Here is a 21,536-nt window from a genome sequence, read left to right on the forward strand (position 1 = left end):
CAGCGGTGGTCACAGTGTTGCTCCCTGGCGGATCGGGGATGAATGAAGGGCGGCTCGAGCGCGGTGGAATGCTTCCCGCGTGCAGAAGCTGAGGAGAGCATGCTTGTCCGGGAGTGCCACCTCTCCGGCAGGCTGGAAGCCCAGCCGCTCGTTGAGGACGTGGATCTTGTGGTTCCGGGCGTCCGGCTCCACCACCACGCGCTCCACCTTGTCCTTGGTGAAGAGCCTGTCCAGGACCGTTTCCATCGCCGCTGCGGTGTAGCCGGTGCGCGGCGGACCTGCGGGCGGACCGACCAGGAGGTGCATCCCGATGTCCCCGGGCTGGACGGCGTACAGGCCGGCGAGCGGCGACAGCGACGGGAGGTATTCCTCCATCAGGAAGGCGGGGACGCCGTCGTCGAGCCCCAGCAGCGCGTGGTGATGCCCGCTGGACTGGATCTTGGAGTATTCCTCCACCACGTCCTCCACCGTGGCGGACTGCATCCCCCAGAAGGAGGCGTACGGCTGGGTGACCCAGCTGTGGAGGAGCTGCGCGTCGGCTTCGGGGTCGAAGCAGCGGAACGTGAAACTCATGCCTGCACCCCCGCCGGCTCACGGACAGCAGCAGATCGGCCGCCGCCCTGGAACCTGGCGGGCTCCTGCGTTCCGAACTGCTGGAACGCGATGCTTTGCTCCACGGGATAGATCTCGCGGCCGGTGATTTCGCGCAGGATGCACGAGTTGCGGTAGGCGGCCATGCCGAGGTCGGGCGTGATGAAGCCGTGGGTGTGGAGTTCGGCGTTCTGGACGAAGATCTCGCCGGGTTCGACGCCGGTGCTGTAGTTGCGCTCGACGGCAAACCTGCCACGGTCATCCCGGGCGATGCGGTCCAGCACCCCGGCCAGGAAATCCGGCTCGACGTAGCCGTATCCGGTGGCGAGCACCACGGCGCCGGTGTCCAGCGAGTAGTCGGCGCCCTGCTCCTCGTGCCGCAGCTGCAGGGTGTGCGAACTGGCGGCCGGGTCCCAGGACGCGCCGGTCAGCGCCGAGTGCGTCAGCAGCCGGGTGTCGACCATGCCGGAGAGGCTCTTGGCGTACAGGAGGTCGTAGATGGCGTCGATGAGCTCGGAGTTGATGCCCTTGTACAGGTTCTTCTGGGTCTTGATGAGACGGTCGCGTTGCTCCTGCGGGAGGGCGTGGAAGTAGTCCACGTATTCCGGCGAGGTCATCTCCAAGGTGAGCTTGGTGTACTCGAGCGGGAAGAACCGGCCCGAGCGGGTGACCCAGTTCAGCTGGTACCCGTGGACGTCGATCTCCTGCAGCAGCTCGTAGTAGATTTCCGCGGCGCTCTGGCCGCTGCCCACAATCGTGATGCTGCGCTGCTGCTGCAGCTCGGCCTTCCTCGGCAGGTATTCGGCGTTGTGGAGGACCAGTCCGCCGGCGTCCACAATGCCCTCGCAGGCCGCGGGGATGTGCGGCGAGGTACCGGTGCCGAGCACCAGCCGCCGCGCGTGCAGCACCTCGGGACCCCCGGGGCCGTCCACCGCCAGCCGGTACACGCCGGCGTCGTAGCTGATCTCCCGGACCTCGGTGCCGAACCGGACGGAATCCAGCTGCCCGGCCACCCACTGGCAGTACTGGTTGTACTCGGCGCGCAGCGGATAGAAGTTTTCCCGGATGTAGAACCGGTACAGCCGTCCGGTCTGCTTCAGGAAGTTCAGGAACGAGTACGGCGACGTCGGGTCCGCCAGGGTCACGAGGTCTGCCATGAAGGGGACCTGCAGGTGCGCCGGTTCCAGCATCATGCCCGGATGCCAGTCGAACGATTCCCGGCGTTCCAGGAAGACCCCGTCCAGCCCGTCGATTGGCTCGCTCAGGGCGGCGAGGCCGAGGTTGAAGGGCCCGACGCCGATCGCGGCAAAGTCGTAGACGCGCGCGTTTCCGGAGCTCATGCGGCCACCTCCGCATCTGCCAGCAGCGCTTCCCCGGTGGCCCGGAGCAGGTCAACGATGCTGCGGATGTCCTCCACACTGGCCTCGGCGTTCAGCAGGGTGAACTTCAGATAGTGCCTGCCGGTCACCGTGGTCCCGGCCACCACGGCCTCGCCGGAGGCGAAGACGGCGGAGCGGATGTCCTGGTTGAGGCGGTCCGCGGCGTCGTCGGACAGGCGGCTGCCGTCCGGCTGGAGGGGCCGGTAGCGGAACACGAGAGTGCTGAGCTGCGGTGTGGCGGCGAGCTCGAAGTCTGGGTCCGCGGCCAGGTCCTCACCCACGCCCGAGGCAAGGTCAATGGCGGCGTCGAAGAGCGCACCGACCGCCGCGGCGCCCATGATCCGCAGCGTCAGCCAGAGCTTGAGGGCGTCAAACCGGCGGGTTGTCTGGATGCTCTTGTCCACCTGGTTGGGCCGGTCGACGGCGGAGGCCGGGTTCAGGTAATCGGCGTGGAAGGTGACGTGCCGGAGCGTGGCTGAGTCGCGGACCAGCAGAGCGCTCGAGCTGACCGGCTGGAAGAAGGTCTTGTGGAAGTCGACGGTGACCGAGTCCGCCCGGTGGATCCCGTTGAGCAGGTGCCGGTGCCGGCCGGAGACCATGAGGCCACCGCCGTACGCGGCATCGACGTGGAACCACGCACCGTGTTCGCGGGCCGCGGCGGACAGCTCGGCGAGCGGATCAATGGCCCCGAAGTCGGTGGTGCCGGCCGTGGCCACCACGGCCATGGGCACGTGTCCGGCATCCCGGGCACGGGACAGGGCGCCGGCAAGGGCCGCCGGGTCCATCCGGTGCTCCGGTCCGCAGGGGACGGAGACGACGGCGTCGTACCCCAGTCCCAGCATGGATGCGGATTTCCGGATGCTGAAGTGGCTGTCCGCCGAGGTGAAGATCCGCAGCTTCTCCAAAAGGGACGGCAAACGGAGCCCGTCATTCTCCGGGTCCAGCTTCAGCCATTCCACGCTCTGGTTGCGGGCCAGCAGCAGCGCCTGGAAGTTCGACTGGCTGCCGCCCGAGGTGAAGACGCCGTCTGCATTGCCGCCCAGCTCCAGCTGCCCGGCCGCCCACGAAATGAGCTTCCGCTCGATCATCGTGGCGCCGGCACTCTGATCCCAGGTGTCCAGGGAGGAGTTCACGGCGGACAGGACGGCCTCGGCAACAAGTGCGGGGATCACCACCGGGCAGTTCAGGTGGGCCGCGTATTTGGTGTCGTGGAAATAGACGGCATCCCGCAGGTAGACACCTTCCAGCTCTTCGAGGGCGGCCGCGGTGTCCGCCAGCGGTGTGCCCAGATCCACGGCCTCGACCCGGCTCTTCAGCTCGCCGGGCGTGGCCCCGGTGAAGGGGCGCGTGCAGCGGGCCACCTTGGCGGCCACCGTCGTCACACCCTGCAGAACCTGGACTGTGTACGCGGCGGCATTGCGGGAATTGAACAGGTGGTCGGTGACATCTTCGACCAGGCCGGCCGGGGCACTGTGCCCGGTCCTGGCACCGGCTGGCACGGGGTTAACAGCCGCGGGAATTGTGGGCGCCACAGAGGAATCCTTTGTTTGACGTTAGACAGCATCTACTTAGCTAACCCTTACTTAGGTAAGCCTTAACGTCAAACTTGTGTGACTTAATTCCCGGATGACTGGGGAGAGGTGATAGTCCTTAGGTGGGTGGGGTCGCGCTTGCGTGCGGCTTAACGGTGGGCGTAGGTCAGGCAGTCAGCGTTGTCGACGCCGGGGCCCACGTGCACCTCGGACGCCTTGCACATCAGGTGCTCGTTGTGGGCGCATTCGGTCCGCTGGCAGGCGCCGACGTCGGCCAGCACCTTGGGGAGCCCTCCGTGCACGCCGATGTCGATGAACGTGGCGCAGGAGGCATGATCTTCAGCGCCGCCGACGGTAATGGCGGCCGCGTTGCAATGGGAATGGTCATTGAAGGAGCAATTGCTTACGCTGCAGTCGGCTACATGCGTCGTCATGGGATATTCCTCCGTGGTCCGGCCACCCCGGCTGGGCAACCACTTAGGTCCACGCTAGGACGCCCGACGGCAAACAAAAAGACCCAATCGTTTGACCTAATTGCGGGGCCCGGCCGGTATCGCCGCGCCGGTCAGTGGCCTGCGCCGAGCTTCCCGGCCAGGCGTTGGCGCATCAGGATGCTGGCCTCGTTCAGGCCCACGATGTCCACGTGCTTGCCGTGCTGGCGGTACTTCTCGGTGATGGAGTCCAAGGCCGCGATCGTGGAGGCGTCCCACAGGTGGGAGTCGCGCATGTCGATGACCACGCGTGCGGGGTCCAGGGCGTACTCGAACTGGGTGTAGAGGTCGTTCGAGGAGGCGAAGAACAGCTCGCCATCCACCCGGTAGGTGGCGAGCGGGCCGCCGTCGTCCTCCGTCACCGAACGCTCCACCGTGACGAAGTGGGCCACCCGCCGGGCGAACAGGACCATCGCGACAAGGACGCCGACGCCGACGCCGATCGCCAGGTTGTGCGTGGCCACGGTCACCGCCACAGTGGCCGCCATGATCGCGGTTTCGCTCTTGGGCAGCGCCTTGAGGGTGGCGGGCCGGATGCTGTGCCAGTTGAAGGTGGCGACTGAGACGAAGATCATGACCGCCACGAGCGCGGCCATCGGGATCAGGGACACAACATCCCCGAGTGCCACCACGAGGATGAGCAGGAAGACGCCGGCCAGGAGGGTGGAGATCCGCGTGCGGGCGCCGGAGGCCTTGACGTTGATCATGGTCTGGCCGATCATGGCGCAGCCGCCCATGCCGCCGAAGACGCCGGTGACGATATTCGCCACACCCTGCCCCCAGGCCTCACGGGTCTTCGAGGAGCGCGTGTCCGTGATGTCATCCACCAGCTTCGCGGTCATGAGCGATTCGAGCAGCCCCACGAAGGCCATGGCCAGCGCGAACGGGAAGATGGCCTGCAGCGTTTCGGGCGTGAACGGGACATTCGGCACGAACAGGGTGGGCAGCGAATCCGGCAGCGCGCCCTTGTCCCCCACCGTGGGAACCTCGACGGCGGCGCTCACCGTGATGAGCGTCAGGGCCAGGATGGCCACGAGCGGTGCGGGCACGGCTCTGGTAAGCCTGGGCAGGCCGAACACGATCAGCAGGCCCAGCGCAGTGAGCGGGTAAACCAGCCAGGGCACGCCGATCAGCTCGGGCACCTGCGTCATGAAGATCAGGATGGCGAGGGCGTTCACAAAGCCCACCATGACCGGGCGCGGGATGAAGCGCATCAGCCTGGCCACGCCGGAGAGGCCCAGGACGATCTGGAAAATTCCGGCCAGGATCACCGCCGCCACCAGGTAATCCAGGCCGTGCGACTTCACCAGCGGGGCAGTCACCAGGGCGACGGCGCCGGTGGCCGCCGAGATCATCGCCGGCCTGCCGCCGACGAAGGCGATGGTCACCGCCATGGTGAAGGACGCGAAGAGGCCAACCCTCGGATCCACGCCGGCGATGATCGAGAAGGCAATCGCTTCGGGAATAAGGGCCAGGGCCACGACAAGCCCGCCCAGGACCTCGGTCTTGAGCCGGCGCGGCGACGCCAGGGCGCCGCGGACCGATTTCAGCTGCTCGGGTGTGAGGGCCAGGGCCCCCGTTGCGGTGCTGGTGGCCATTGATGGCTCCGTTCGTGGTCAAAAGGGCACAGCGGCGAAGAAGGCACAGCTGCTGTCGCAGTTAAAGGCACTGCGGCAGTTCAGGAATGTGGGGGATTTGGAGAATGTGGGCGGCGTCGCACCGGGGCGGGAGTTCGCCTTTTTAGGGCTCACCCACCCCATGAACCCTACCGGCCGGGCCTCTTGCCGCCGGCAATAAATCTGACATATTTGTCTGACAGGTGGTCACGAAGTGGCCAGTCCGCGCGCCCCGGTGGCACCATTCTTGGATGCTTGAGGCAACTAAAACTCCGAATACCGCCCGGGACGCGAGCGCCGCCGCTGACGCCCCGGCCAATCCCGCCCTCGCCGCCGAGGCCAAGATCGCCCGGATCGCTGTGACCGTCTTCCCGATCCTGGTGGTGGTGGCCGGGCTCGCCGGTTTCCTGCTCCCCGGGGCGTTCAAACCCCTCGCGCCCAGCGTGCCCTTCCTGCTGGGCATCATCATGTTCTGCATGGGCCTGACGCTGACCCCGCCTGATTTCGCCTCAGTGGCCAAGCGCCCCTGGGCCGTGGTCCTCGGCATCGTGGCGCACTATGTCATCATGCCCGGGGCTGGCTGGCTGATCGCCGTCGCCCTGAACCTGCCACCCGAACTGGCCGTGGGCCTGATCCTGGTGGGCTGCGCCCCCTCGGGTACGGCGTCCAACGTGATGGCCTTCCTGGCCAAGGGCGACGTCGCCCTCTCGGTTGCCGTCGCGTCGGTCTCCACCCTCATCGCCCCTGTGGTGACGCCGCTGCTGGTGCTGTTCCTGGCCGGTTCCTACCTGCAGATTGACGCCGGAGCCATGGTCCAGGACATCGTCAAGACCGTCCTCCTGCCGGTGATCGCGGGCCTGCTGGCCCGCCTGTTCCTCAAGAAGCTCGTCGCCAAGGTGCTGCCGGCTCTGCCGTGGGCCTCCGCCGTCGTGATTTCACTGATCGTCGCGATCGTGGTGGCAGGCAGTGCCAGCAAGATCGTCGCCGCCGGCGGGATCGTGTTCCTCGCCGTGGTGCTGCACAACGGCTTCGGCCTGGGCCTGGGGTACCTTGCCGGCAAGCTGGGACGCCTGGATGACAAGGCCCGCCGGGCACTGGCCTTCGAGGTCGGCATGCAGAACTCGGGCCTGGCCGCCACCCTGGCCACGGCACACTTCAGCCCGCTGACCGCGCTGCCCTCCGCCGTGTTCTCGCTGTGGCACAACATCTCCGGCGCGATCGTGGCGGCGTGGCTGGCCCGGCGCCCCCTCCGGGATGCCGCGGCACAGGAAGCCTAGGCAGAGCCCCTCGGGGAACTGAGGGGCAGGTCCTTGGTGAATGCCAGCGCTCCGATCGTCTCCGGATCGGCGGAGAGATCGAACTGTGCCTCGTAGCCGGTGTTCAGGTAGAGGTGTTTCGCCTCCGGCTGGCGGGGTCCGGTGGTCAGGTAGACCTTCCGGTAGCCGCGGCGGGCGGCCAGCGCCTCCAGCTCGGCCAGGACGATCCGGGCGAGTCCGCGCCGACGATGCGCCGAATGCGTCCAGATCCGTTTGAACTCGGCGGTCTGTGGGCCGTGCCGGCGGAACGCGCCGCCTGCCACGGATTCACCGTTCTCGCGCACAATCAGCAGGGCCCCGCCGGGCCCGGCGAATTCCCCGGCCGGGTAGCGGTTGAGTTCCTCCGCGGCGGCTCCCCGGCCAAAGAGGTTGCCGTAGCGGGTGTCATATTCGAGCGCGAGCTCGTCCAGGAGCGGCCGGACCCGCGGATCGTCCATGGGGAGGTTGAGGACTGTCAGGCTGGAGCTGTCCAGCGGACGGCCGTCAATGGGCGTGGCGTGTAGGGATGACGGGGTCATGCCCGGTCCTTTCCGTGGGCGGCAGCCTGCGGCACCGCCGACCCACTTGTCGCTCGATGGGTGATGTCCTGGCGGGTGGCGTCCTGGTTCTTGATGTCCTGGCCGTTGATGTCCTGGTTCTTGATGTCGCCGCCCAGCAGGGTCAGGATACGTCGGGCCAGGGCGTCGTTTTCGCGGAACGGCGCGGCGTTGGTGCCGGGCCGGGCAAAGGCTCCGGCGCCCCAGCCGGAGGTGCCGGGGCCGACGCCGAACAGCCTCTCGCGCCGCTCCCCGACCGGACTGACCAGCTCGTTGTGGGCGGACACCAGGAGCCTCCTGGTGGCGTGCGTACCGTCCGCGGTCAGGAGCTGCTGCTCGGTGCCGAGCCCGGAGGTGTGCAACTGGTGCAGCAGCGGGTTCGCGGAGCGGGCCACCGACGGCGCCGGGAGCCGGGCCTCGATCAGGGCCGTCGCTGACACGGTGATGCCGGCCTGGGCCGAGCGGGCCACGAACCGGCCCGAGTACTCCGCGGCGTCGATCTCCAGCCCCGGGCCAATGAACTGCAGCAGCCCGGCCCGGTGGATCGCCAGCATTTCCCGCAGCCTGCGCGGCGGCGGCCCGGAATCGACGAAGCTAAAGAAGCCGTGCCACCAGCCCTGGACCTCGCGCTGGGACCGCGCATTCAGCCGCTCGGCCGGCACCAGCCGGCCCAGGTCCATGTAGGACTTGAGCAGGGAAGTGAACAGCGCCAGGGTCTCCGAATGGTCCGGCCCGGTGCGCATTTCGAGGTCGCGGTCGATGTACGCGGCTACCGCGGCCTGGATGTCCGCATGGCCGGTGAAGGCGCGGCCGGCGAAGGGGTGGTCCAGCCGCTCGAGGTCCAGGTGGAGCCCGGTGTCCGGGACCGACTCGGTGACGAGCCGGTGGCGGTCCTGGCTGTACCAGTCCGCGGCGGAGAACCGTTCGGAGAATTCCTGCCAGCCGATCCGGACCCGCTCCGGGTAGCCGGTGAACAGCTCGCGGTAGTACGCGTAGCCGGCATCCTTGGCGATCAGGGGCCACAGCTGTGCGCGGAAGTCCAGCTCGCCGGGCGCATCCAGCAGCCCGGCGAGAGCCTTTGCGGTGAAGAACGCCGGCTCCCCCGCAGCATCGCCGCGAAGCGCCGAGGTGATCTTGGAATGGTAGGGCACGCCGCGGCGGGACCCTGCCCACAGCCTCGGCTCGGCGCCGGAGGGCAGATAGCGCAGGCCGCCGTCGGGCAGCTCCTCGAACCCGCCGCCGCGGCCCTCCATCAGGAGTACCAGCAGGTCCACGAAGGCCAGACCCATGCCGGAGACAATCACGTCCTGGCCGGCGGCGAGCGGTGAGTAGTCGACGTCGGTGGTGTAGCTGGGTGCCGCGTGGAAAGCGCCGTGCCGGGCGGCAAAACCGGCCCACGCGGCAGACTCCTCATCCGGCCGCGAATCCGTATGCCCAAGGGCGGCGATCACGACGTCGGCGCGCAGCACCGCGCCGCCGGCCAACCGGACGCGGTAGCTTTCGGTGCCCTGACGGCTGGCCGGCTCCGGCTCGCCCTGCACAGGTTCGACGGCGGTGGCCGTGTCCCGGTGCACCGTGACGGTGACATCCGGACCGAGGGCGGCGACGGAACGGCGGAAAAACCATTCCAGATATGCGCTCTGCAGCTGCCGGGTGGGGAAGGTCGAGCCGGTGAGGGCCGCCAGCTGGCGACGGAGTTCGTGCGGCAGCTCCGGAACATCGGTGATGGTGCCGGCCAGGACCCCGGCAGCCCAGTCCGCCAGGCCGGGGCCCTCGACCGCCGGTCCCTCGCACTGGACAGAGTCATCGGTAAACATCGTGACGTCCGCCGCGGCGGAGTTGAGCATCAGCCCGGGATGCTGCTCGTAGCGCCAGATCCTGCCGGCGCCCGGGGTGTGCGGCTCCACGACGTGGATTTGGAGCGCGCCGGCGAGCAGTTCCGGGCGGTTGGCGGCGAGGCGTTCCAGCAACCCTGCCGTGCGGGGGCCGCCGCCGATGAGGACCACGGATGGGGTTGTCACTGGCATGGCGGTCTCCTCGGCTCTGGTGCGGAGCCCTCATGCTAGGCACCGGAATCCGGGCCGGTCGAGGCGCCGGTCACGGCCGTTCACCGCGCGTAACGCGGCGTAAATCGGGGCAAGAATTCGTCGTGTGACGCCGCGCGAACCTGCGTGAACGTATGCAACTTGCCGCCTTGCTGCGCGTTTTCGCACGGCCCTAGATTGGCAGCCAACCGTACCCCCACAGCAACTGGAAGAAGCGAGGTGGCGCATGAGTTCAACAGCAACCCCGGTGGCGCAGTCCACCCCCGGGCCGGCGTCCGCCGGCATCGAATCCGTACCCGAGACCACACCGGCCGCCGTCGGGACACCCGGCGCCGAAGCCACGAACCCCTCCGGCGCAGGCGGCAGCGGAACCTCCGGCACCGAAACCTCCGGCACCGCTTCGGCGGGCCGGCAGGCCGCCACCGACTACGCCGACTACCGGCTGGTCCCGGCCCGCCACCCGTGGCGGTGGGTGGGCACCGCCGTCGTCGCCCTGGGCGTGGCCGGCATCGCCTGGTCCCTGGCCACCAACCCGCGCTGGGAGTGGGGCGTGGTGGCGCAATGGTTCACCGCGCAGTCGATCGTGAATGGCCTGCTGGAAACCCTCAAGCTGACGGCGATTTCCGGGGCGCTCGGCTTCATCCTGGGATTCATCCTGGCCCTGATGCGGCTCTCCGCGTCCCCGCTGCTGGTCTCCGTCTCCTGGACCTTCTCCTGGATCTTCCGCTCCACACCGCTGCTGGTGCAGATGCTGCTCTGGTACAACCTGGGCTACCTCTACGAGAAAATCAGCCTAGGCATCCCCTTCACGGACGTGCGCTTCTTCGAGGCCCAGACCACCACCCTGATCAGCCAGTTCGCCGCGGCCGTCCTTGGCCTGACCCTGAACCAGGCCGCCTACTCCGCCGAAATCATCCGCGGCGGCATCCTCTCCGTGGACCAGGGCCAGCTCGAGGCCGCAGCCGCCCTGGGCATTCCGGCCTGGCGGCGCTCCACCAGGATCGTGCTGCCGCAGGCCATGCGGGCCATCCTGCCCACCGCGTTCAACGAGGTGATCGGACTGGTCAAGGGCACCTCGATCGTCTACGTCCTGGCCTACTCCGAGCTGTTCTACACCGTCCAGGTCATCTACAACCGGACCCAGCAGGTCCTGCCGCTGCTGCTCGTGGCCACCCTCTGGTACGTCGTCATCACCTCGGTCCTGAGCGTCTTCCAGTACTACATCGAGCGCCACTACTCCAAGGGCGCCGTCCGCACCCTGCCGCTGACCCCGCTGCAGAAGGCCTGCAAATTCCTCGCCACGCATGCGCCCGCCACAAGGGAAACGACCCAGGAAAGGGGCACCCGATGAGCGCCGAAGTCCTCACGGCGGAAACCGCCGGATCCACCGGACCAACCGGGACCGCCGAACCCACCCGGGGCCTGGTCCAGATCACCAAGGTCCGCAAGTCCTTCGGCACCACGGAAGTCCTCAAGGGCATCACGCTGACGGTCGAACCCGGCGGCGTCGCCGTGATCGTCGGCCCGTCCGGGTCCGGCAAATCCACCCTCCTGCGCACCATCAACCACCTGGAGAAGGTCGACGCCGGGTTCATCGCGATCGACGGCACGCTGTTGGGCTACGAGGTCCGCGGCCACCGGCTGCACGAGCTGCGCGAAAAAGAGATCCTGAAGCAGCGCACCGAGATCGGCATGGTGTTCCAGAACTTCAACCTGTTCCCGCACCTGACCGCGCTGGAAAACGTCACCGAGGCGCCCGTCGTCGCGCCGCGGGTTGGAAAGCCCCGGCTGACCAAGGCCGAGGCCCGCGCACGCGGGCTGGAACTGCTGGACCGGGTGGGCTTGAAGGACCGGGCCGGCGCCTACCCGCGCCAGCTTTCCGGCGGCCAGCAGCAACGCGTCGCGATCGCCCGGGCACTTGCCCTGGATCCCAAGATCCTGCTCTTCGACGAGCCCACCTCGGCCCTGGACCCGGAGCTGGTCAACGAAGTCCTGGACGTTATCCGCGGGCTCGCCAAGTCCGGCACCACGCTGATCATCGTCACGCACGAGATGGGCTTCGCCCGCGACGTCGCGGACACCGTGGTGTTCATGGACCAGGGCCAGATCGTCGAGCAAGGCACGCCCAAAGAGATTTTCACCAACCCGCGGGAAGAGCGCACCCGGAGTTTCTTCTCCAAAGTGATCGAACCCGCTTTCAACATCTAAGGAACACCCATGGCAATCCGCACCGCCCCCAATACCATTCGTGCCAGTACCGCCCGCCCCAGTACTGGTCCCCGGCGGAAGCGTGCGGCGCTTCCCGCCCTCGTCCTGATCGGCACCCTCTCCGGCACGCTGGCGCTGAGCGCCTGCGCCGATCCCGGAGCCTCCGCCGCTGCAGGCGGCGCGTCCAGCGGCAACACAGCGACGGCGGCACGCAACGGCGTCGTCTACAACACCTCACCGGACCAGCAGCGGATCCGGGCGGAGAAGGATGCGGCCCTGGCCGCCGAGGTGCCCGAGCTGATCGGGAAGGACGGCAAGCTGACCGTGGCCACCACCGCGGGCGCCATTCCGTTGTCCTTCCACGCCACGGACGACAAGACCCCGATCGGAGTCGAAGTGGACCTGGCCCAGCTGGTCGCGGACAAGCTGGGCCTGGCGCTGGATGTCCAGGTGACCTCCTGGGAGAACTGGCCGCTGAAGACGCAGTCCGGCGACTTCGAGGCCGTGTTCTCCAACGTGGGCATCAACGCCGCACGGGTGAAGCTGTTCGACTTCTCCAGCTACCGCGCCGCGTACATGGGCTTCGAGGCCAAGAAGAGCTCCAGCTACAACATCAAGGGCTCCGATGACATCTCCGGCCTGAAGATCTCGGTGGGGTCGGGCACCAACCAGGAGAAGATCCTGATCGCGTGGAACAAGGAGCTCGAGGCCAAGGGCAAGGCACCGGCGGCGCTGCAGTACTACTCCTCGGACGCGGACACCATCCTGGCCCTGTCCTCCGGGCGCACCGACCTGAACCTCGCGCCCTATCCGTCTGTCACGTACCGCGAAAACACCCGGGACGACCTCAAGGTGGTGGGCAAGGTCAACGCCGGCTGGCCGTCCGAGACCCTGGTCGCGGCCACTACGCTGAAGGGCAACGGACTGGCCCCGGCCATCACGGACGCGCTGAACTCCGCGATCAAGGACGGCTCCTACGCCAAGGTCCTGGACCGCTGGGGACTCGCCGAGGAAGCCCTTCCGGAGTCCAAGACCGTCACCGAGGCCAACTTCGGGGCTGCTCCTGCAGGGAAAACACAGTGAAGTTCCAGGTCCTCGACATCATCCCGCACCTGAAGAACCCCGTCACCGGGGCAATCGTCTCCACCGCGGACCGGCTCAACCAGGTGGTGGAGACCGCGCGCCGGGCCGAAGAACTCGGCTACGACAGCTTCTCGGTGGGGGAACGCCATGCGGGCGAGTTCATCTCCTCCTCCCCCACCACCGTGCTCGCGGCCATCGCCGCGGTCACCACCAATATCCGGCTCCAAAGCGGCGTGACCGTGCTCTCCGTGCTGGATCCGGTGCGGGTCGCGGAGGACTACGCCACGATCGACCAGCTCAGCCGCGGCCGGCTGGAACTGGTGATCGGCAAGGGCAATGAGGTGCTGCAGTACCCGCTGTTCGGCCTGGACCTGGCGGACCAGTGGGAGCTCCTGGCGGAAAAGTACGGGCTGCTTCGGCGGCTCTGGACCGAGGAGAACGTCACGTGGTCCGGAAGGTTCCGCTCCGCGCTGACCGAGCCCACCACCACCACGCCGCGGCCCTTTGCCGGAGCGCCCCGGGTGTGGCACGGATCCGCCACCAGCCTGGCCTCGGCGGCCCTGGCGGCACAGTGGGGCGATCCGCTGTTCACTGCCAATGCGATCCAGCCCCGCGAGAACTACAAGGTTCTGATCGATCACTACCGCGAAGAATACGACCGCCACGGCCACGATCCCCGGCGCCAGTACCTGGGCTCCGGCTCCGGCGCGGGCGGGGTGTTCCTCGCGGACACCACGCAGGAGGCCAAGCGGCAGTTCGGCCCGGTCTACGAGGCCCTCACGACCGGGCGGAATGTCCCCGGCAACAACTCCCCCTACCGGGACATCGACCACGCGGTCGCCGAAGGCCCGGCCCTGGTGGGCAGCCCGGAGCAGGTGATCGAGAAGATCCTCAGCTACCACGCGCTTTACGGCCACGACCTGCAGTCGATCTCCCTGCCCACCACCCTGCCCTTCGGCCAGCAGCTGGACATCCTGGAGCGCTTCGCCCTCGAGGTCATTCCGGCCGTCCGCGCCGCAGCGCCGACCACGCTGTGGGCCGACGGCGACCCGTACGCCGGCCGGCCGGGGGCCGGCATCCCCGGCGCTGTGGCCGGCATTGCAGGCAGCACCGAACCCGACGCCGCGGCCCGCGTCGCCGCCGACCACAACAAGCACAGGAGCTCCCATGTCTACACCCACTGACACCGACGGCCGCCCTGATCTGGAATTCCCGGGCGCCGGTACCCCGGAGAGCCGGACCATTCCGGGCAGCAGCGCCGAGCGGGAGTTCGAAGCCGCCCGTGCATTCGAAGCCGTCTGGGCGGACTGGCACGCCGCGCACGAACGGCACCGCGCCGACCCCCACGGCTTCCTCGCCGTCACGCACCTCCACTGGCTGGACTCCGCTCCCGCCCGGCTGGACGGCGCGCCGGGCACGTGGAGCGTTGAGGACGACGCCGTCCGCCTGGTTTTGGGGGCAGGCGAACGCGTCCTCCGCGACGGGCAGGAACTAAACCCCGACGGGACGGGGGCCACCGTGTTCCTCGGCCCGATTACCGAGCGCGAGGGCCTGAATCTGCGCGTGGAGGACGACGGCGCCGGGCACACGGTGATCGAGGTCGCCAAACGCGGCGGCCGCTATGTCGTGCGGCCCCGGCATCCCCTGAACCCATTGCTCACGGGCTACCGCGGCACGCCGGCCTACGCCCCCAGCACCGAATATGCCGTCTCCGGAATATTTGTTCCATTCGCCGAACCACGGGCCACCACCGTAGGCGCGGCGGTCGAGGGAATCCAGCACGTCTACGAGGCGCCGGGGGAAATCCGCTTCCGGCTGCACGGTGAGGACCTGAGCCTCACCGCCTTCAACGGCCACGCACCTGGGACGCTGTCCGTGCTGTTCACGGACGCGACGTCGGGCAAGACCACCTATGCGGCCAACCGCTCGCTCACGGTGCCGGCACCGGGCGCCGACGGCACGGTCCGGCTCGACTTCAACCGGGCAGTGAACCTGCCGTGCGCCTACACCGACCTCGCCACATGCCCGCTGCCGCCGGCCGAGAACCGCCTGCCGGTGGCCATCGAAGCCGGCGAACAGATCCCCTACGAACGTCAGGACGCCTCATGAGCACCCCGCCCACCAAGAACGAGCCCCGGGGTCGCGGCCTCCTGCTGCTGGAGCTGGACGGCGCCGGCAGCCACCCGGCCGCATGGCGGTTTTCCCGCACGGCACCCGCCTCCGTGTTGACCCCGGAACACCTCCGCGGCGCCGTACTCGCCGCCGAGTCTGCCGGGTTCCATGCGGCGACATTTTCCGACCCCGGCCTTCCGGAACCCTTGCCGGCGGGCCAGGCCGGCCAGCCGGGGCAGCGTCCCGACACGGCGGCCCGGCTCAACGCCCTGCAGCGCGCCGCGTTCGCCGGTCCTGTGACGCGCTCCCTTGCCCTTATTCCGGAGGTGGACACGGTTTACACGGAGCCATTCCACGTCTCAACCCAGCTGGCCAGCCTGGACTACGTTTCCGGCGGCCGGGCGGGCTGGCTGGCGGCCTCCTCCACCAGTGCCGCCGATGCCGCCGCCGTCGGACGTGACACTGTGCCCGGGGAGGGGCTCTCCCGGGAGGCCGCCGATTCGATCGAGGTCAGCCGCAGGCTCTGGGACTCCTGGGAGGATGACGCCGTGATCCGCGACGTCCCCACCGGGCGCTACCTCGACGTCGACAAGCTGCACTACATCGACGTCGACAACGGCAGCTATTCCGTCAAGGGACCGTCGATCATTCCGCGGCCGCTCCAGGGCCAGCTTCCGGTGCTGGCCCCGGCCGGGCTCCTCAGCCCGGAGGCAGTCGCGGCCGGGGCAGCCGATGCGCTCCTGGTCTCGGCCCCGGCTCCCGAGCTGCTGGCCGCCGAGCTCGCGGAGACGCGGGCAGGACTCGCCGCCGGCGGGAGCGAGCCTGCGCTGATCGCCGAGCTCGACGTCGTGCTGGACTCCCGCGGCCAAGCCGCCGCCGACAGGCTGGCCGGACTGGACAGCCACGCGGTGTGGCAAAGCCCGCGGGCGCGGTTCGTCGGAACGGCGGCCGAGCTGACCGAGCTGCTCACCGAGGTGCTGGCCTGGGCCGACGGCGTCCGGCTGCACCCGGCCGTGCTGGGCACGGATATCGAGGAACTCTCGCAGCGGGTGCTGCCTGAGCTGCGCCGGCGCGGGCTCCTGGCCCCCAACACCCCGGACGCCACCTTCCGCGATCAACTGGGGCTGGCGCGGCCCGCCAGCCGCTATGCCGCCGGGGCAAGTGCCGCAACCAGCGCCGCCGGCCAGGAAAACTAAGGAGCCCATCATGAGCCAGAGCACCAACCCCGCCACCGAATTCACGCCCTCTGAATTCAAACCGTCCGGCCAGCTCCAGCTGGGCGTCTTCTTCCAGGGCGTCAACTCCGGGACCGTCTGGAAGGCTGCCGAGTCCGGCTCCCAGACCGACTTCGAGTCGTTCCGTCGCATCGCCCAGACCGCCGAGCGCGGCCTGTTCGCGGCGTTCTTCCTCGGCGAGGGCCTGAGGCTGCGCGAGCACCTCGGCCGCCCGCACGCGCTCGACGTCGCCGGCCGCCCCGACGCGCAGACCGCGCTGGCGGCCCTCGCCGCGGTGACCACGAGGATCGGTCTGGTCGCAACCCAGAACACCACCTACAACGACCCCGCAGACCTGGCCCACAGGCTCTCCACGTTGGATCTGCTCTCTGGCGGCCGCGCGGCCTGGAACATCGTCACCACAGACAACGCCTGGACCGGCGCCAACTTCCGCCGCGGCGGCTACCTGGACCACGCGGACCGGTACACCCATGCCGAGGCCTTCGTGGAAACGGCCAAGCGGATCTGGGATGCGGGGGACGACGCCGCCATCGCCCCGTCAGCCTCGGCGCCCCGGTGGTCGGCGGAGGGTGCGGTCCGCCGGGTGCGCCACGCGGGCCAGCATTACACCCTGGACGTCACCCCGAGGCTGCCGCGCAGCGCCCAGTACCGCCCGGTGCTGTTCCAGGCCGGAGATTCGCCCGAGGGCCGGGACTTCGCCGCCCGCCAGGCGGACGTCATCTTCTCCGCTCACCCGCAGCTGGAGGACGCACTGGCGTTCCGCCGCGACATCGTGGAGCGCACGCTCCGGGCCGGCCGGGGCGCCAACGATGTGAAGATCATGCCCGCCACCGAGTTCATCCTCGCCGCCACGCCGCAGGAGGCCCTCGAGAAGAAGGCCTGGGTCCGCAGCCTGCAGATCGGCCCGCAACAGGCCATCGCGTACCTCGAGCAGTTCTGGGGCCGGGAACTGCAGGGCTACGATCCCGACGGACCGCTGCCGGAGATCGATCCCGTGGTGGAAGAAACCTCCGAAACCCGCGGCAGCGGCTTCCACGGCGCCAAGGCCCGCCAGCTGGCCGACCAGTGGCGCGCCGAAGCCAAGGAGAAGAACCTGTCCATCCGCGAGTTCGTCTCGGCCAAGACCAGCCGGGGCGACTCCACCTTCACCGGCTCCTACACCGAGGTCGCTGACCGGCTGGCCAAATACGCCCGCACCGGCGCCGTGGACGGCTTCAACATCTCGCCGTGGCTCATCCCGTCCGGACTCGATGACATCGTCAATCACCTGGTCCCGGAGCTGCAGGAACGCGGCGTGTACCCAACGGAGTACGCGGGCAGCACACTGCGGGAGAACCTCGGCCTGGCCACCCCTGTGCGCGCAGCCGCCGGCGCAGAGGCCAACTCCGTCCCAGCACAGGCCTAGGGAAGCTCAGGCCCAGACAAGCACCATCGATTGCTCCGTAACTGCCGTTTTCAGCGCCCATAACGGCAGTTACGGAGCAATCGACTTTCCAGGCAGAAATCAGCACGCAGCCACAAAGAATCCCCGCCGGAGACGTTCCCGGCGGGGATTCTTTGGCTTCAGCAGCATCGATTGCTCCGTAACCGCCGTTTTCAGCCCCCAGAAGGGCGGTTACGGAGCAATCGATTGACTGGTTACTTCTTCGGCAGGCCGGCCGGGTTCAGCTCCGACTTCGCCACGGCCTCCGCGGACAGGCCCCAGCGGTCCAGGATCTTGGCGTAGGTGCCATCCTGGATCAGGTGGTTCAGCCCCGCCTGGGCCGCGGCGGCCAATCCGTTGCCCTTCTTGGTGGTGGCGGCGATGCTTGCCTTCAGCGGCCAGCCGCCGTCCACCAGTCCCACGAGCTTGGTCTTGGCGTCGGAGGCCGCCTTGTAGGCTGCCGTGGCGTTGGGGCCGAAGGTGAGGTCAGCCCGGCCGGACTGGATGGCCAGCTGGGAGGCGGAGTCGTCGTCGTAATACTGGAATTCCACGGGCTTGAGCCCGTTCTTCTTGTTCTCCTCATCCCATCGCAGCAGGATCGCTTCCTGGTTGGTGCCCGAGCCGACGATCACGCGCTTGCCGGCGACGTCCGGGGCCGATTCGACTTTGGTGACGCTGCTGTCCGCCTTGGCGTAGAAGCCGAGCTTGTCCTCGCGGTAGCTGGCGAAGTCGAACTTGAGCTTGCGCTCCTCCGTGACGGTGACGTTGGACAGCACCGCCTCGTACTTGCCGGAATCGACGCCGAGCGGCCAGTCGGCCCATGCGGTGGGGACAATGTCCGCTTCCAGGCCCAGCGACTCGGCCAGCGCGACGGCGAGATCCACCTCGTTGCCCACCGGGGTCTTGTTGTCGGTGGCGTAAACGGCCAGCGGCGCGGCGAACGGACTCACCGCCACCGTCAGTTTCCCGTCCTTCTTGACGGCCTCCGGGACCAGCGCGGCGGCCGCGGAATCCACCGTTGCCTTGATCCGGTCCTGCTGCGGCGAGAGGTTGAACTGCTTCACACCAGAGGAGGACGGCGGCGCCGCCGCAGTGCCGCCGGCAGCGGCGGCACTGGGATCGGAGCAGGCCGCGAGGCCCAGGACGGTGCTGGCCGCCAACGCGAGGCTGACGCCTGACTTGAATGAAAGACCGGACATGTATTCTCCTTGAAAGGGGTGGTCTGTGGTGCTGATGCCAGCAACTATCCGGGGCGCCGGAAACCCGGTCAAAGCGCCGTGAAACCCGGTGAAACCAAGGGATACAGGCGGTAATACCTGTTCATCCGGCGTCCACGGAAGCGGCCGGCGGAGGCCCCAGTGTTACTGAAGATTGCCCTGCGTGACGCGGGGGGACGGAATTGTTCCCGGCGGGCCCCAACTGGCCTAGCCTGCTAAGAAGACCTGCACGGTGACAGCACGACAAAGGAGGGATGAACTTGTCAGTGAGCACGCACCAGAGGACGCACCGGACCACGCACCGGCTCAGCATCAACGCCCCGGCCGACCTTGTCTTCAGCATGTTGCGCGATGCCTCGCACTGGCCGTACCTCGACGGACTGACGGTTTACTCCGAGCGTGTCAGCGGCGACGACGTGGCCCACGAGCTCCGTACGTCGGTTGTTTCCAACGGCTCGCTCAGTTCAAGCCACAGCTGGCGCGTGTTCGATGCCGCCAGCCACCGTGCCGAGTTCCACCAGTTGGAACTCGAAACCCCGCTCCGGGAACTCGGCGGCGACTGGGAGGTCCGGCCGGCCGACGGGCTCACCGAGGTCACGCTGCACCATGAGTTCGAGGTCGACGACGAGTACCCCGCCGGGCGGGTCACCGCGATCATCGAGGACTACAGCCGGCGTGAGCTGGAGGCGCTCCGGGTCAGCTGCGAACGGCTGTCCCTGCTCCTGCAGCACCACGCCCCGCAGACGCAGCCCACACCCCATTCCACAGCGGAAACCACGCCCCAGCCCACGCCGCCGCCCGCCGCAAAGGAGGCCTGAATGTCAGAGGACAGGTTTACGACGGAAAGGGACAGCTTCGGCCGGCTTCTCGCGGACCGCGAAGTCTGGCGGCAGGCCACCACCATCCCGGCAGCCGGCGAACTGACCGCCCGCTGGCTGGAGGGCAACAGCGAATACCAGCCTGGAGTTTTCACGCCCGGGTTCGACGACGAGACCACGGCGATCGCCGGAGAGCTTGCCCGGCTCAACCGGAACGGGCTCTTCACCAAGGAATCGCAGCCCGGTGTTCAGGTCGGTGGCCTCGCGCAGCGCGCGTACGTGACGGCATTCTGCAGCCCGGAGACGGCGTCGGCGCTCCTGGCGCTGTCCACCCGGACCGGCCTGGTGACGGTCGCCCATGCCCCTGGCGAGGCGAGCAGCGCCTCCATCCCGGTGACCGTGCAGGACGACGCCGTCGTCACTGTGCTGGGGAGCAGCGAGGGGCCCGAAGGCGAAGACCAGCTCCGGGACTGGGCGGCGGAGTCCAATGAGACGTTGGCCCTGGTCCTTGCGGATGCCTGGTACGTGGAAATCTTCGATCCCGTCTGGGGCCGGAACGATGTGTTGCTGGCCGCCGTCTATGAGGCGCTCGAGGCCGGCTAGCCTGCGGGACGTCACATGTCGGTTGCGTCCCAGCCGATACTTGCTGCCTCGTCCAGGGTGCGTGACTCGAAATGCTCCAGCATGTCCTTCATTGCCTCGACGCTCTGCTTGAAGAGTGCAGAATCCCGCCACTGCTCAATCTGTTCCAGGGAATCCCACGGACCGGTGCTGATGAACCGGTTCTTGACATCGCGGTCGTGCATCAGCACGGCTTTCGCGTTGGGAAAATCCTCCTTCGTTTTCCTGGCCAGATCCCGCCAGGCCTGCACAAAATCGTTCTCGCGACCGGGATGCACCAGCCAGATTCCAAGCGTATAAACAGACACGTCGATCGCCTCCATTGTCCGTACGGGGTTGATACCGCGATTATGTTCCTGTCCCCCGGGCAGCGGTAGGGCCGGACTGCCCGCAGCGCGGCTGAGGCCTGCAAATGAACCGTTGTACGGGTGCAGCGGAAGGCCTAGCATGTGGGCAGAGCCCCACTCTGGGGACCAGCCCCGGACCTTCCGTCGTCGGGAGCGGCCACGCATTCGGGAGGCCGACGTCCTGGGCGTCACAGGATAGGAAAATGACCATGAGCAAATATCTGTTCGAAGCGAACTACGTTGGCGACGGTATCAAGGGCCTCATGCGGGAGGGCGGCACCAAGCGGCGTGACGCGGTTGTCGAAGCCCTCAAATCGGTGGGCGGCTCACTCGACAGCTTCTACTATGCCTTCGGCGAGACCGACGTCGTGGGGGTCTTCGACATCCCCGAACAGGCCAACGCCGTGGCATTGTCCCTGATGATCAATTCCACCGGGGCGGTGGACCTGCACCTCAAGCCGCTCATGACGGCGGAGGACCTGGACGAGGCAGTCAGCAAGACGCCGTCGTACCGGCCGCCGGGGCAGTAGTTCCCCTGCCGCAATCCCCCACCGCAATCTCCCGAACGCACGATCTCACCCCACCAACACCGGACGGGCCGCGTGTCCATGGCGCCGCACCCGCTGTGGGCCGGGGGCTAGACTCGGTCCAGCTACGTGAATCGGGGGACACATGGGACTGCCTGAGCTGCAAATGCGTCAGGGCACGCGCTTTAACCGTCTGGCTGTTGCCTCGCTGGCGTTGGCCGCACTGGCGGTGATCGGCACCGCCGGCGCGGGCGTGGCGGTTCTCGCCGTTTTTGCCGTCGGTGCCGGCCATGCGTCGCTCAACCAGATCAGGATGCGCGGGGAGAGGGGACGCGGGCTGGCGCTCACCGCCCTCGTGATCGGTTACGGTCTCGCCTCGCTGGCCCTCGCGTCCACGATCTACTACGCGACAGCGTTCTCCTTTCAGCACCAATAGCCC

General features: G+C 68.1%; 21 protein-coding genes. 12 read left to right on the forward strand and 9 right to left on the reverse strand.

The features are described from left to right. Window positions 1-9 precede the first annotated feature (9 nt). The 5 genes from AC1DDO_RS07425 to AC1DDO_RS07445 all read right to left on the reverse strand — a co-directional run bounded on the left by AC1DDO_RS07425 (window position 10) and on the right by AC1DDO_RS07445 (window position 5,591). Window positions 10-573 (reverse strand): GNAT family N-acetyltransferase, encoded by a 564-nt coding sequence (locus AC1DDO_RS07425; RefSeq protein WP_476971635.1) that lies wholly within the window; start codon window positions 571-573, stop codon window positions 10-12. After that, window positions 570-1,931, reverse strand: coding sequence for a lysine N(6)-hydroxylase/L-ornithine N(5)-oxygenase family protein (locus AC1DDO_RS07430; RefSeq protein WP_476866856.1), 1,362 nt, complete (start codon window positions 1,929-1,931; stop codon window positions 570-572). The genes AC1DDO_RS07425 and AC1DDO_RS07430 overlap by 4 nt, the downstream gene beginning before the upstream one ends. After that, on the reverse strand, window positions 1,928-3,469 hold the full coding sequence (locus AC1DDO_RS07435; protein ID WP_476867073.1) for a pyridoxal phosphate-dependent decarboxylase family protein: 1,542 nt from the start codon (window positions 3,467-3,469) through the stop codon (window positions 1,928-1,930). The genes AC1DDO_RS07430 and AC1DDO_RS07435 overlap by 4 nt, the downstream gene beginning before the upstream one ends. Before the next feature lie 182 nt (window positions 3,470-3,651). Further along, window positions 3,652-3,936 carry a DUF1540 domain-containing protein gene (locus tag AC1DDO_RS07440; protein ID WP_476866855.1) on the reverse strand — a complete coding sequence of 95 codons (285 nt, stop codon included), beginning with the start codon at window positions 3,934-3,936 and terminating at the stop codon, window positions 3,652-3,654. A gap of 131 nt (window positions 3,937-4,067) precedes the next feature. Then, window positions 4,068-5,591 (reverse strand): SulP family inorganic anion transporter, encoded by a 1,524-nt coding sequence (locus AC1DDO_RS07445; RefSeq protein ID WP_476866854.1) that lies wholly within the window; start codon window positions 5,589-5,591, stop codon window positions 4,068-4,070. A 269-nt stretch (window positions 5,592-5,860) separates the two neighbouring features. On the opposite strand from AC1DDO_RS07445, the gene AC1DDO_RS07450 reads away from it, so the two are divergent. Then, on the forward strand, window positions 5,861-6,886 hold the full coding sequence (locus AC1DDO_RS07450; protein ID WP_476866853.1) for a bile acid:sodium symporter family protein: 1,026 nt from the start codon (window positions 5,861-5,863) through the stop codon (window positions 6,884-6,886). On the opposite strand, the gene AC1DDO_RS07455 is transcribed toward AC1DDO_RS07450, so the two are convergent. Further along, window positions 6,883-7,443, reverse strand: a complete 561-nt coding sequence (locus AC1DDO_RS07455; RefSeq protein WP_476866852.1) for a GNAT family N-acetyltransferase — start codon at window positions 7,441-7,443, stop codon at window positions 6,883-6,885. The two genes, AC1DDO_RS07450 and AC1DDO_RS07455, sit on opposite strands and share 4 nt — an antisense overlap. Continuing rightward, window positions 7,440-9,488 (reverse strand): FAD/NAD(P)-binding protein, encoded by a 2,049-nt coding sequence (locus tag AC1DDO_RS07460; protein WP_476971636.1) that lies wholly within the window; start codon window positions 9,486-9,488, stop codon window positions 7,440-7,442. Before AC1DDO_RS07460 ends, AC1DDO_RS07455 begins: the two co-directional genes overlap by 4 nt. Window positions 9,489-9,732: 244 nt before the next feature. Between AC1DDO_RS07460 and AC1DDO_RS07465 the strand changes: the two genes are divergently transcribed. The 7 genes from AC1DDO_RS07465 to AC1DDO_RS07495 are packed head-to-tail and all read left to right on the forward strand — an operon-like array spanning window position 9,733 to window position 17,549. Then, a complete protein-coding gene (locus AC1DDO_RS07465; protein ID WP_476971637.1) occupies window positions 9,733-10,857 on the forward strand; it encodes an amino acid ABC transporter permease in 1,125 nt (374 codons plus the stop codon). Then, window positions 10,854-11,714, forward strand: coding sequence for an amino acid ABC transporter ATP-binding protein (locus AC1DDO_RS07470; RefSeq protein ID WP_476971638.1), 861 nt, complete (start codon window positions 10,854-10,856; stop codon window positions 11,712-11,714). The genes AC1DDO_RS07465 and AC1DDO_RS07470 overlap by 4 nt, the downstream gene beginning before the upstream one ends. A gap of 9 nt (window positions 11,715-11,723) precedes the next feature. Continuing rightward, complete coding sequence (locus AC1DDO_RS07475) at window positions 11,724-12,797, forward strand: ABC transporter substrate-binding protein (protein ID WP_476971639.1); 1,074 nt, start codon at window positions 11,724-11,726, stop codon at window positions 12,795-12,797. Continuing rightward, a complete protein-coding gene (locus tag AC1DDO_RS07480) occupies window positions 12,794-13,981 on the forward strand; it encodes an LLM class flavin-dependent oxidoreductase (RefSeq protein ID WP_476971640.1) in 1,188 nt (395 codons plus the stop codon). The genes AC1DDO_RS07475 and AC1DDO_RS07480 overlap by 4 nt, the downstream gene beginning before the upstream one ends. Then, complete coding sequence (locus AC1DDO_RS07485) at window positions 13,965-14,906, forward strand: DUF1684 domain-containing protein (RefSeq protein ID WP_476971641.1); 942 nt, start codon at window positions 13,965-13,967, stop codon at window positions 14,904-14,906. The genes AC1DDO_RS07480 and AC1DDO_RS07485 overlap by 17 nt, the downstream gene beginning before the upstream one ends. Then, window positions 14,903-16,105, forward strand: coding sequence for an LLM class flavin-dependent oxidoreductase (locus AC1DDO_RS07490; RefSeq protein ID WP_476971642.1), 1,203 nt, complete (start codon window positions 14,903-14,905; stop codon window positions 16,103-16,105). The genes AC1DDO_RS07485 and AC1DDO_RS07490 overlap by 4 nt, the downstream gene beginning before the upstream one ends. 10 nt (window positions 16,106-16,115) lie before the next feature. After that, the gene (locus AC1DDO_RS07495) at window positions 16,116-17,549 is read left to right on the forward strand and encodes an NtaA/DmoA family FMN-dependent monooxygenase (RefSeq protein WP_476971643.1); all 1,434 of its coding nucleotides are present in this window, start codon (window positions 16,116-16,118) and stop codon (window positions 17,547-17,549) included. Window positions 17,550-17,782: 233 nt separating this feature from the next. Here the strand turns inward: AC1DDO_RS07495 and AC1DDO_RS07500 are convergent, their stop codons facing one another. Further along, window positions 17,783-18,766: an ABC transporter substrate-binding protein gene (locus tag AC1DDO_RS07500; protein WP_476971644.1), complete on the reverse strand. Its 984-nt coding sequence runs from the start codon at window positions 18,764-18,766 to the stop codon at window positions 17,783-17,785. Between the two features lie 284 nt (window positions 18,767-19,050). On the opposite strand from AC1DDO_RS07500, the gene AC1DDO_RS07505 reads away from it, so the two are divergent. Both AC1DDO_RS07505 and AC1DDO_RS07510 read left to right on the forward strand, forming a co-directional pair. Continuing rightward, entirely contained in the window at window positions 19,051-19,602 is a 552-nt protein-coding gene (locus tag AC1DDO_RS07505; RefSeq protein ID WP_476971645.1) for an SRPBCC family protein, read from the forward strand. Further along, entirely contained in the window at window positions 19,603-20,205 is a 603-nt protein-coding gene (locus AC1DDO_RS07510; protein ID WP_476971646.1) for a DUF6919 domain-containing protein, read from the forward strand. A gap of 11 nt (window positions 20,206-20,216) precedes the next feature. Here AC1DDO_RS07510 and AC1DDO_RS07515 read toward each other — a convergent pair whose 3' ends face one another. Then, on the reverse strand, window positions 20,217-20,546 hold the full coding sequence (locus tag AC1DDO_RS07515) for an antibiotic biosynthesis monooxygenase (RefSeq protein ID WP_476866840.1): 330 nt from the start codon (window positions 20,544-20,546) through the stop codon (window positions 20,217-20,219). 233 nt (window positions 20,547-20,779) lie between these two features. On the opposite strand from AC1DDO_RS07515, the gene AC1DDO_RS07520 reads away from it, so the two are divergent. Both AC1DDO_RS07520 and AC1DDO_RS07525 read left to right on the forward strand, forming a co-directional pair. After that, complete coding sequence (locus AC1DDO_RS07520) at window positions 20,780-21,100, forward strand: GYD domain-containing protein (RefSeq protein ID WP_476971647.1); 321 nt, start codon at window positions 20,780-20,782, stop codon at window positions 21,098-21,100. Window positions 21,101-21,242: 142 nt separating this feature from the next. Beyond that, a complete protein-coding gene (locus AC1DDO_RS07525; protein WP_476971648.1) occupies window positions 21,243-21,533 on the forward strand; it encodes a DUF4190 domain-containing protein in 291 nt (96 codons plus the stop codon). The last annotated feature ends 3 nt before the right edge of the window (window positions 21,534-21,536 follow it).

It is taken from the genome of Arthrobacter sp. 10N43, from assembly GCF_056394525.1.

What these genes read in the sequence shown, in the direction of transcription:
- AC1DDO_RS07425 (WP_476971635.1), bottom strand. Translation starts at nt 573, where the DNA reads ATGAGTTTCACGTTCCGCTGCTTCGACCCCGAAGCCGACGCGCAGCTC.
- AC1DDO_RS07430 (WP_476866856.1), bottom strand. Translation starts at nt 1,931, where the DNA reads ATGAGCTCCGGAAACGCGCGCGTCTACGACTTTGCCGCGATCGGCGTC.
- AC1DDO_RS07440 (WP_476866855.1), bottom strand. Translation starts at nt 3,936, where the DNA reads ATGACGACGCATGTAGCCGACTGCAGCGTAAGCAATTGCTCCTTCAAT.
- AC1DDO_RS07445 (WP_476866854.1), bottom strand. Translation starts at nt 5,591, where the DNA reads ATGGCCACCAGCACCGCAACGGGGGCCCTGGCCCTCACACCCGAGCAG.
- AC1DDO_RS07450 (WP_476866853.1), top strand. Translation starts at nt 5,861, where the DNA reads ATGCTTGAGGCAACTAAAACTCCGAATACCGCCCGGGACGCGAGCGCC.
- AC1DDO_RS07455 (WP_476866852.1), bottom strand. Translation starts at nt 7,443, where the DNA reads ATGACCCCGTCATCCCTACACGCCACGCCCATTGACGGCCGTCCGCTG.
- AC1DDO_RS07460 (WP_476971636.1), bottom strand. Translation starts at nt 9,488, where the DNA reads ATGCCAGTGACAACCCCATCCGTGGTCCTCATCGGCGGCGGCCCCCGC.
- AC1DDO_RS07465 (WP_476971637.1), top strand. Translation starts at nt 9,733, where the DNA reads ATGAGTTCAACAGCAACCCCGGTGGCGCAGTCCACCCCCGGGCCGGCG.
- AC1DDO_RS07470 (WP_476971638.1), top strand. Translation starts at nt 10,854, where the DNA reads ATGAGCGCCGAAGTCCTCACGGCGGAAACCGCCGGATCCACCGGACCA.
- AC1DDO_RS07475 (WP_476971639.1), top strand. Translation starts at nt 11,724, where the DNA reads ATGGCAATCCGCACCGCCCCCAATACCATTCGTGCCAGTACCGCCCGC.
- AC1DDO_RS07485 (WP_476971641.1), top strand. Translation starts at nt 13,965, where the DNA reads ATGTCTACACCCACTGACACCGACGGCCGCCCTGATCTGGAATTCCCG.
- AC1DDO_RS07490 (WP_476971642.1), top strand. Translation starts at nt 14,903, where the DNA reads ATGAGCACCCCGCCCACCAAGAACGAGCCCCGGGGTCGCGGCCTCCTG.
- AC1DDO_RS07495 (WP_476971643.1), top strand. Translation starts at nt 16,116, where the DNA reads ATGAGCCAGAGCACCAACCCCGCCACCGAATTCACGCCCTCTGAATTC.
- AC1DDO_RS07500 (WP_476971644.1), bottom strand. Translation starts at nt 18,766, where the DNA reads ATGTCCGGTCTTTCATTCAAGTCAGGCGTCAGCCTCGCGTTGGCGGCC.
- AC1DDO_RS07510 (WP_476971646.1), top strand. Translation starts at nt 19,603, where the DNA reads ATGTCAGAGGACAGGTTTACGACGGAAAGGGACAGCTTCGGCCGGCTT.
- AC1DDO_RS07515 (WP_476866840.1), bottom strand. Translation starts at nt 20,546, where the DNA reads ATGGAGGCGATCGACGTGTCTGTTTATACGCTTGGAATCTGGCTGGTG.
- AC1DDO_RS07520 (WP_476971647.1), top strand. Translation starts at nt 20,780, where the DNA reads ATGAGCAAATATCTGTTCGAAGCGAACTACGTTGGCGACGGTATCAAG.
- AC1DDO_RS07525 (WP_476971648.1), top strand. Translation starts at nt 21,243, where the DNA reads ATGGGACTGCCTGAGCTGCAAATGCGTCAGGGCACGCGCTTTAACCGT.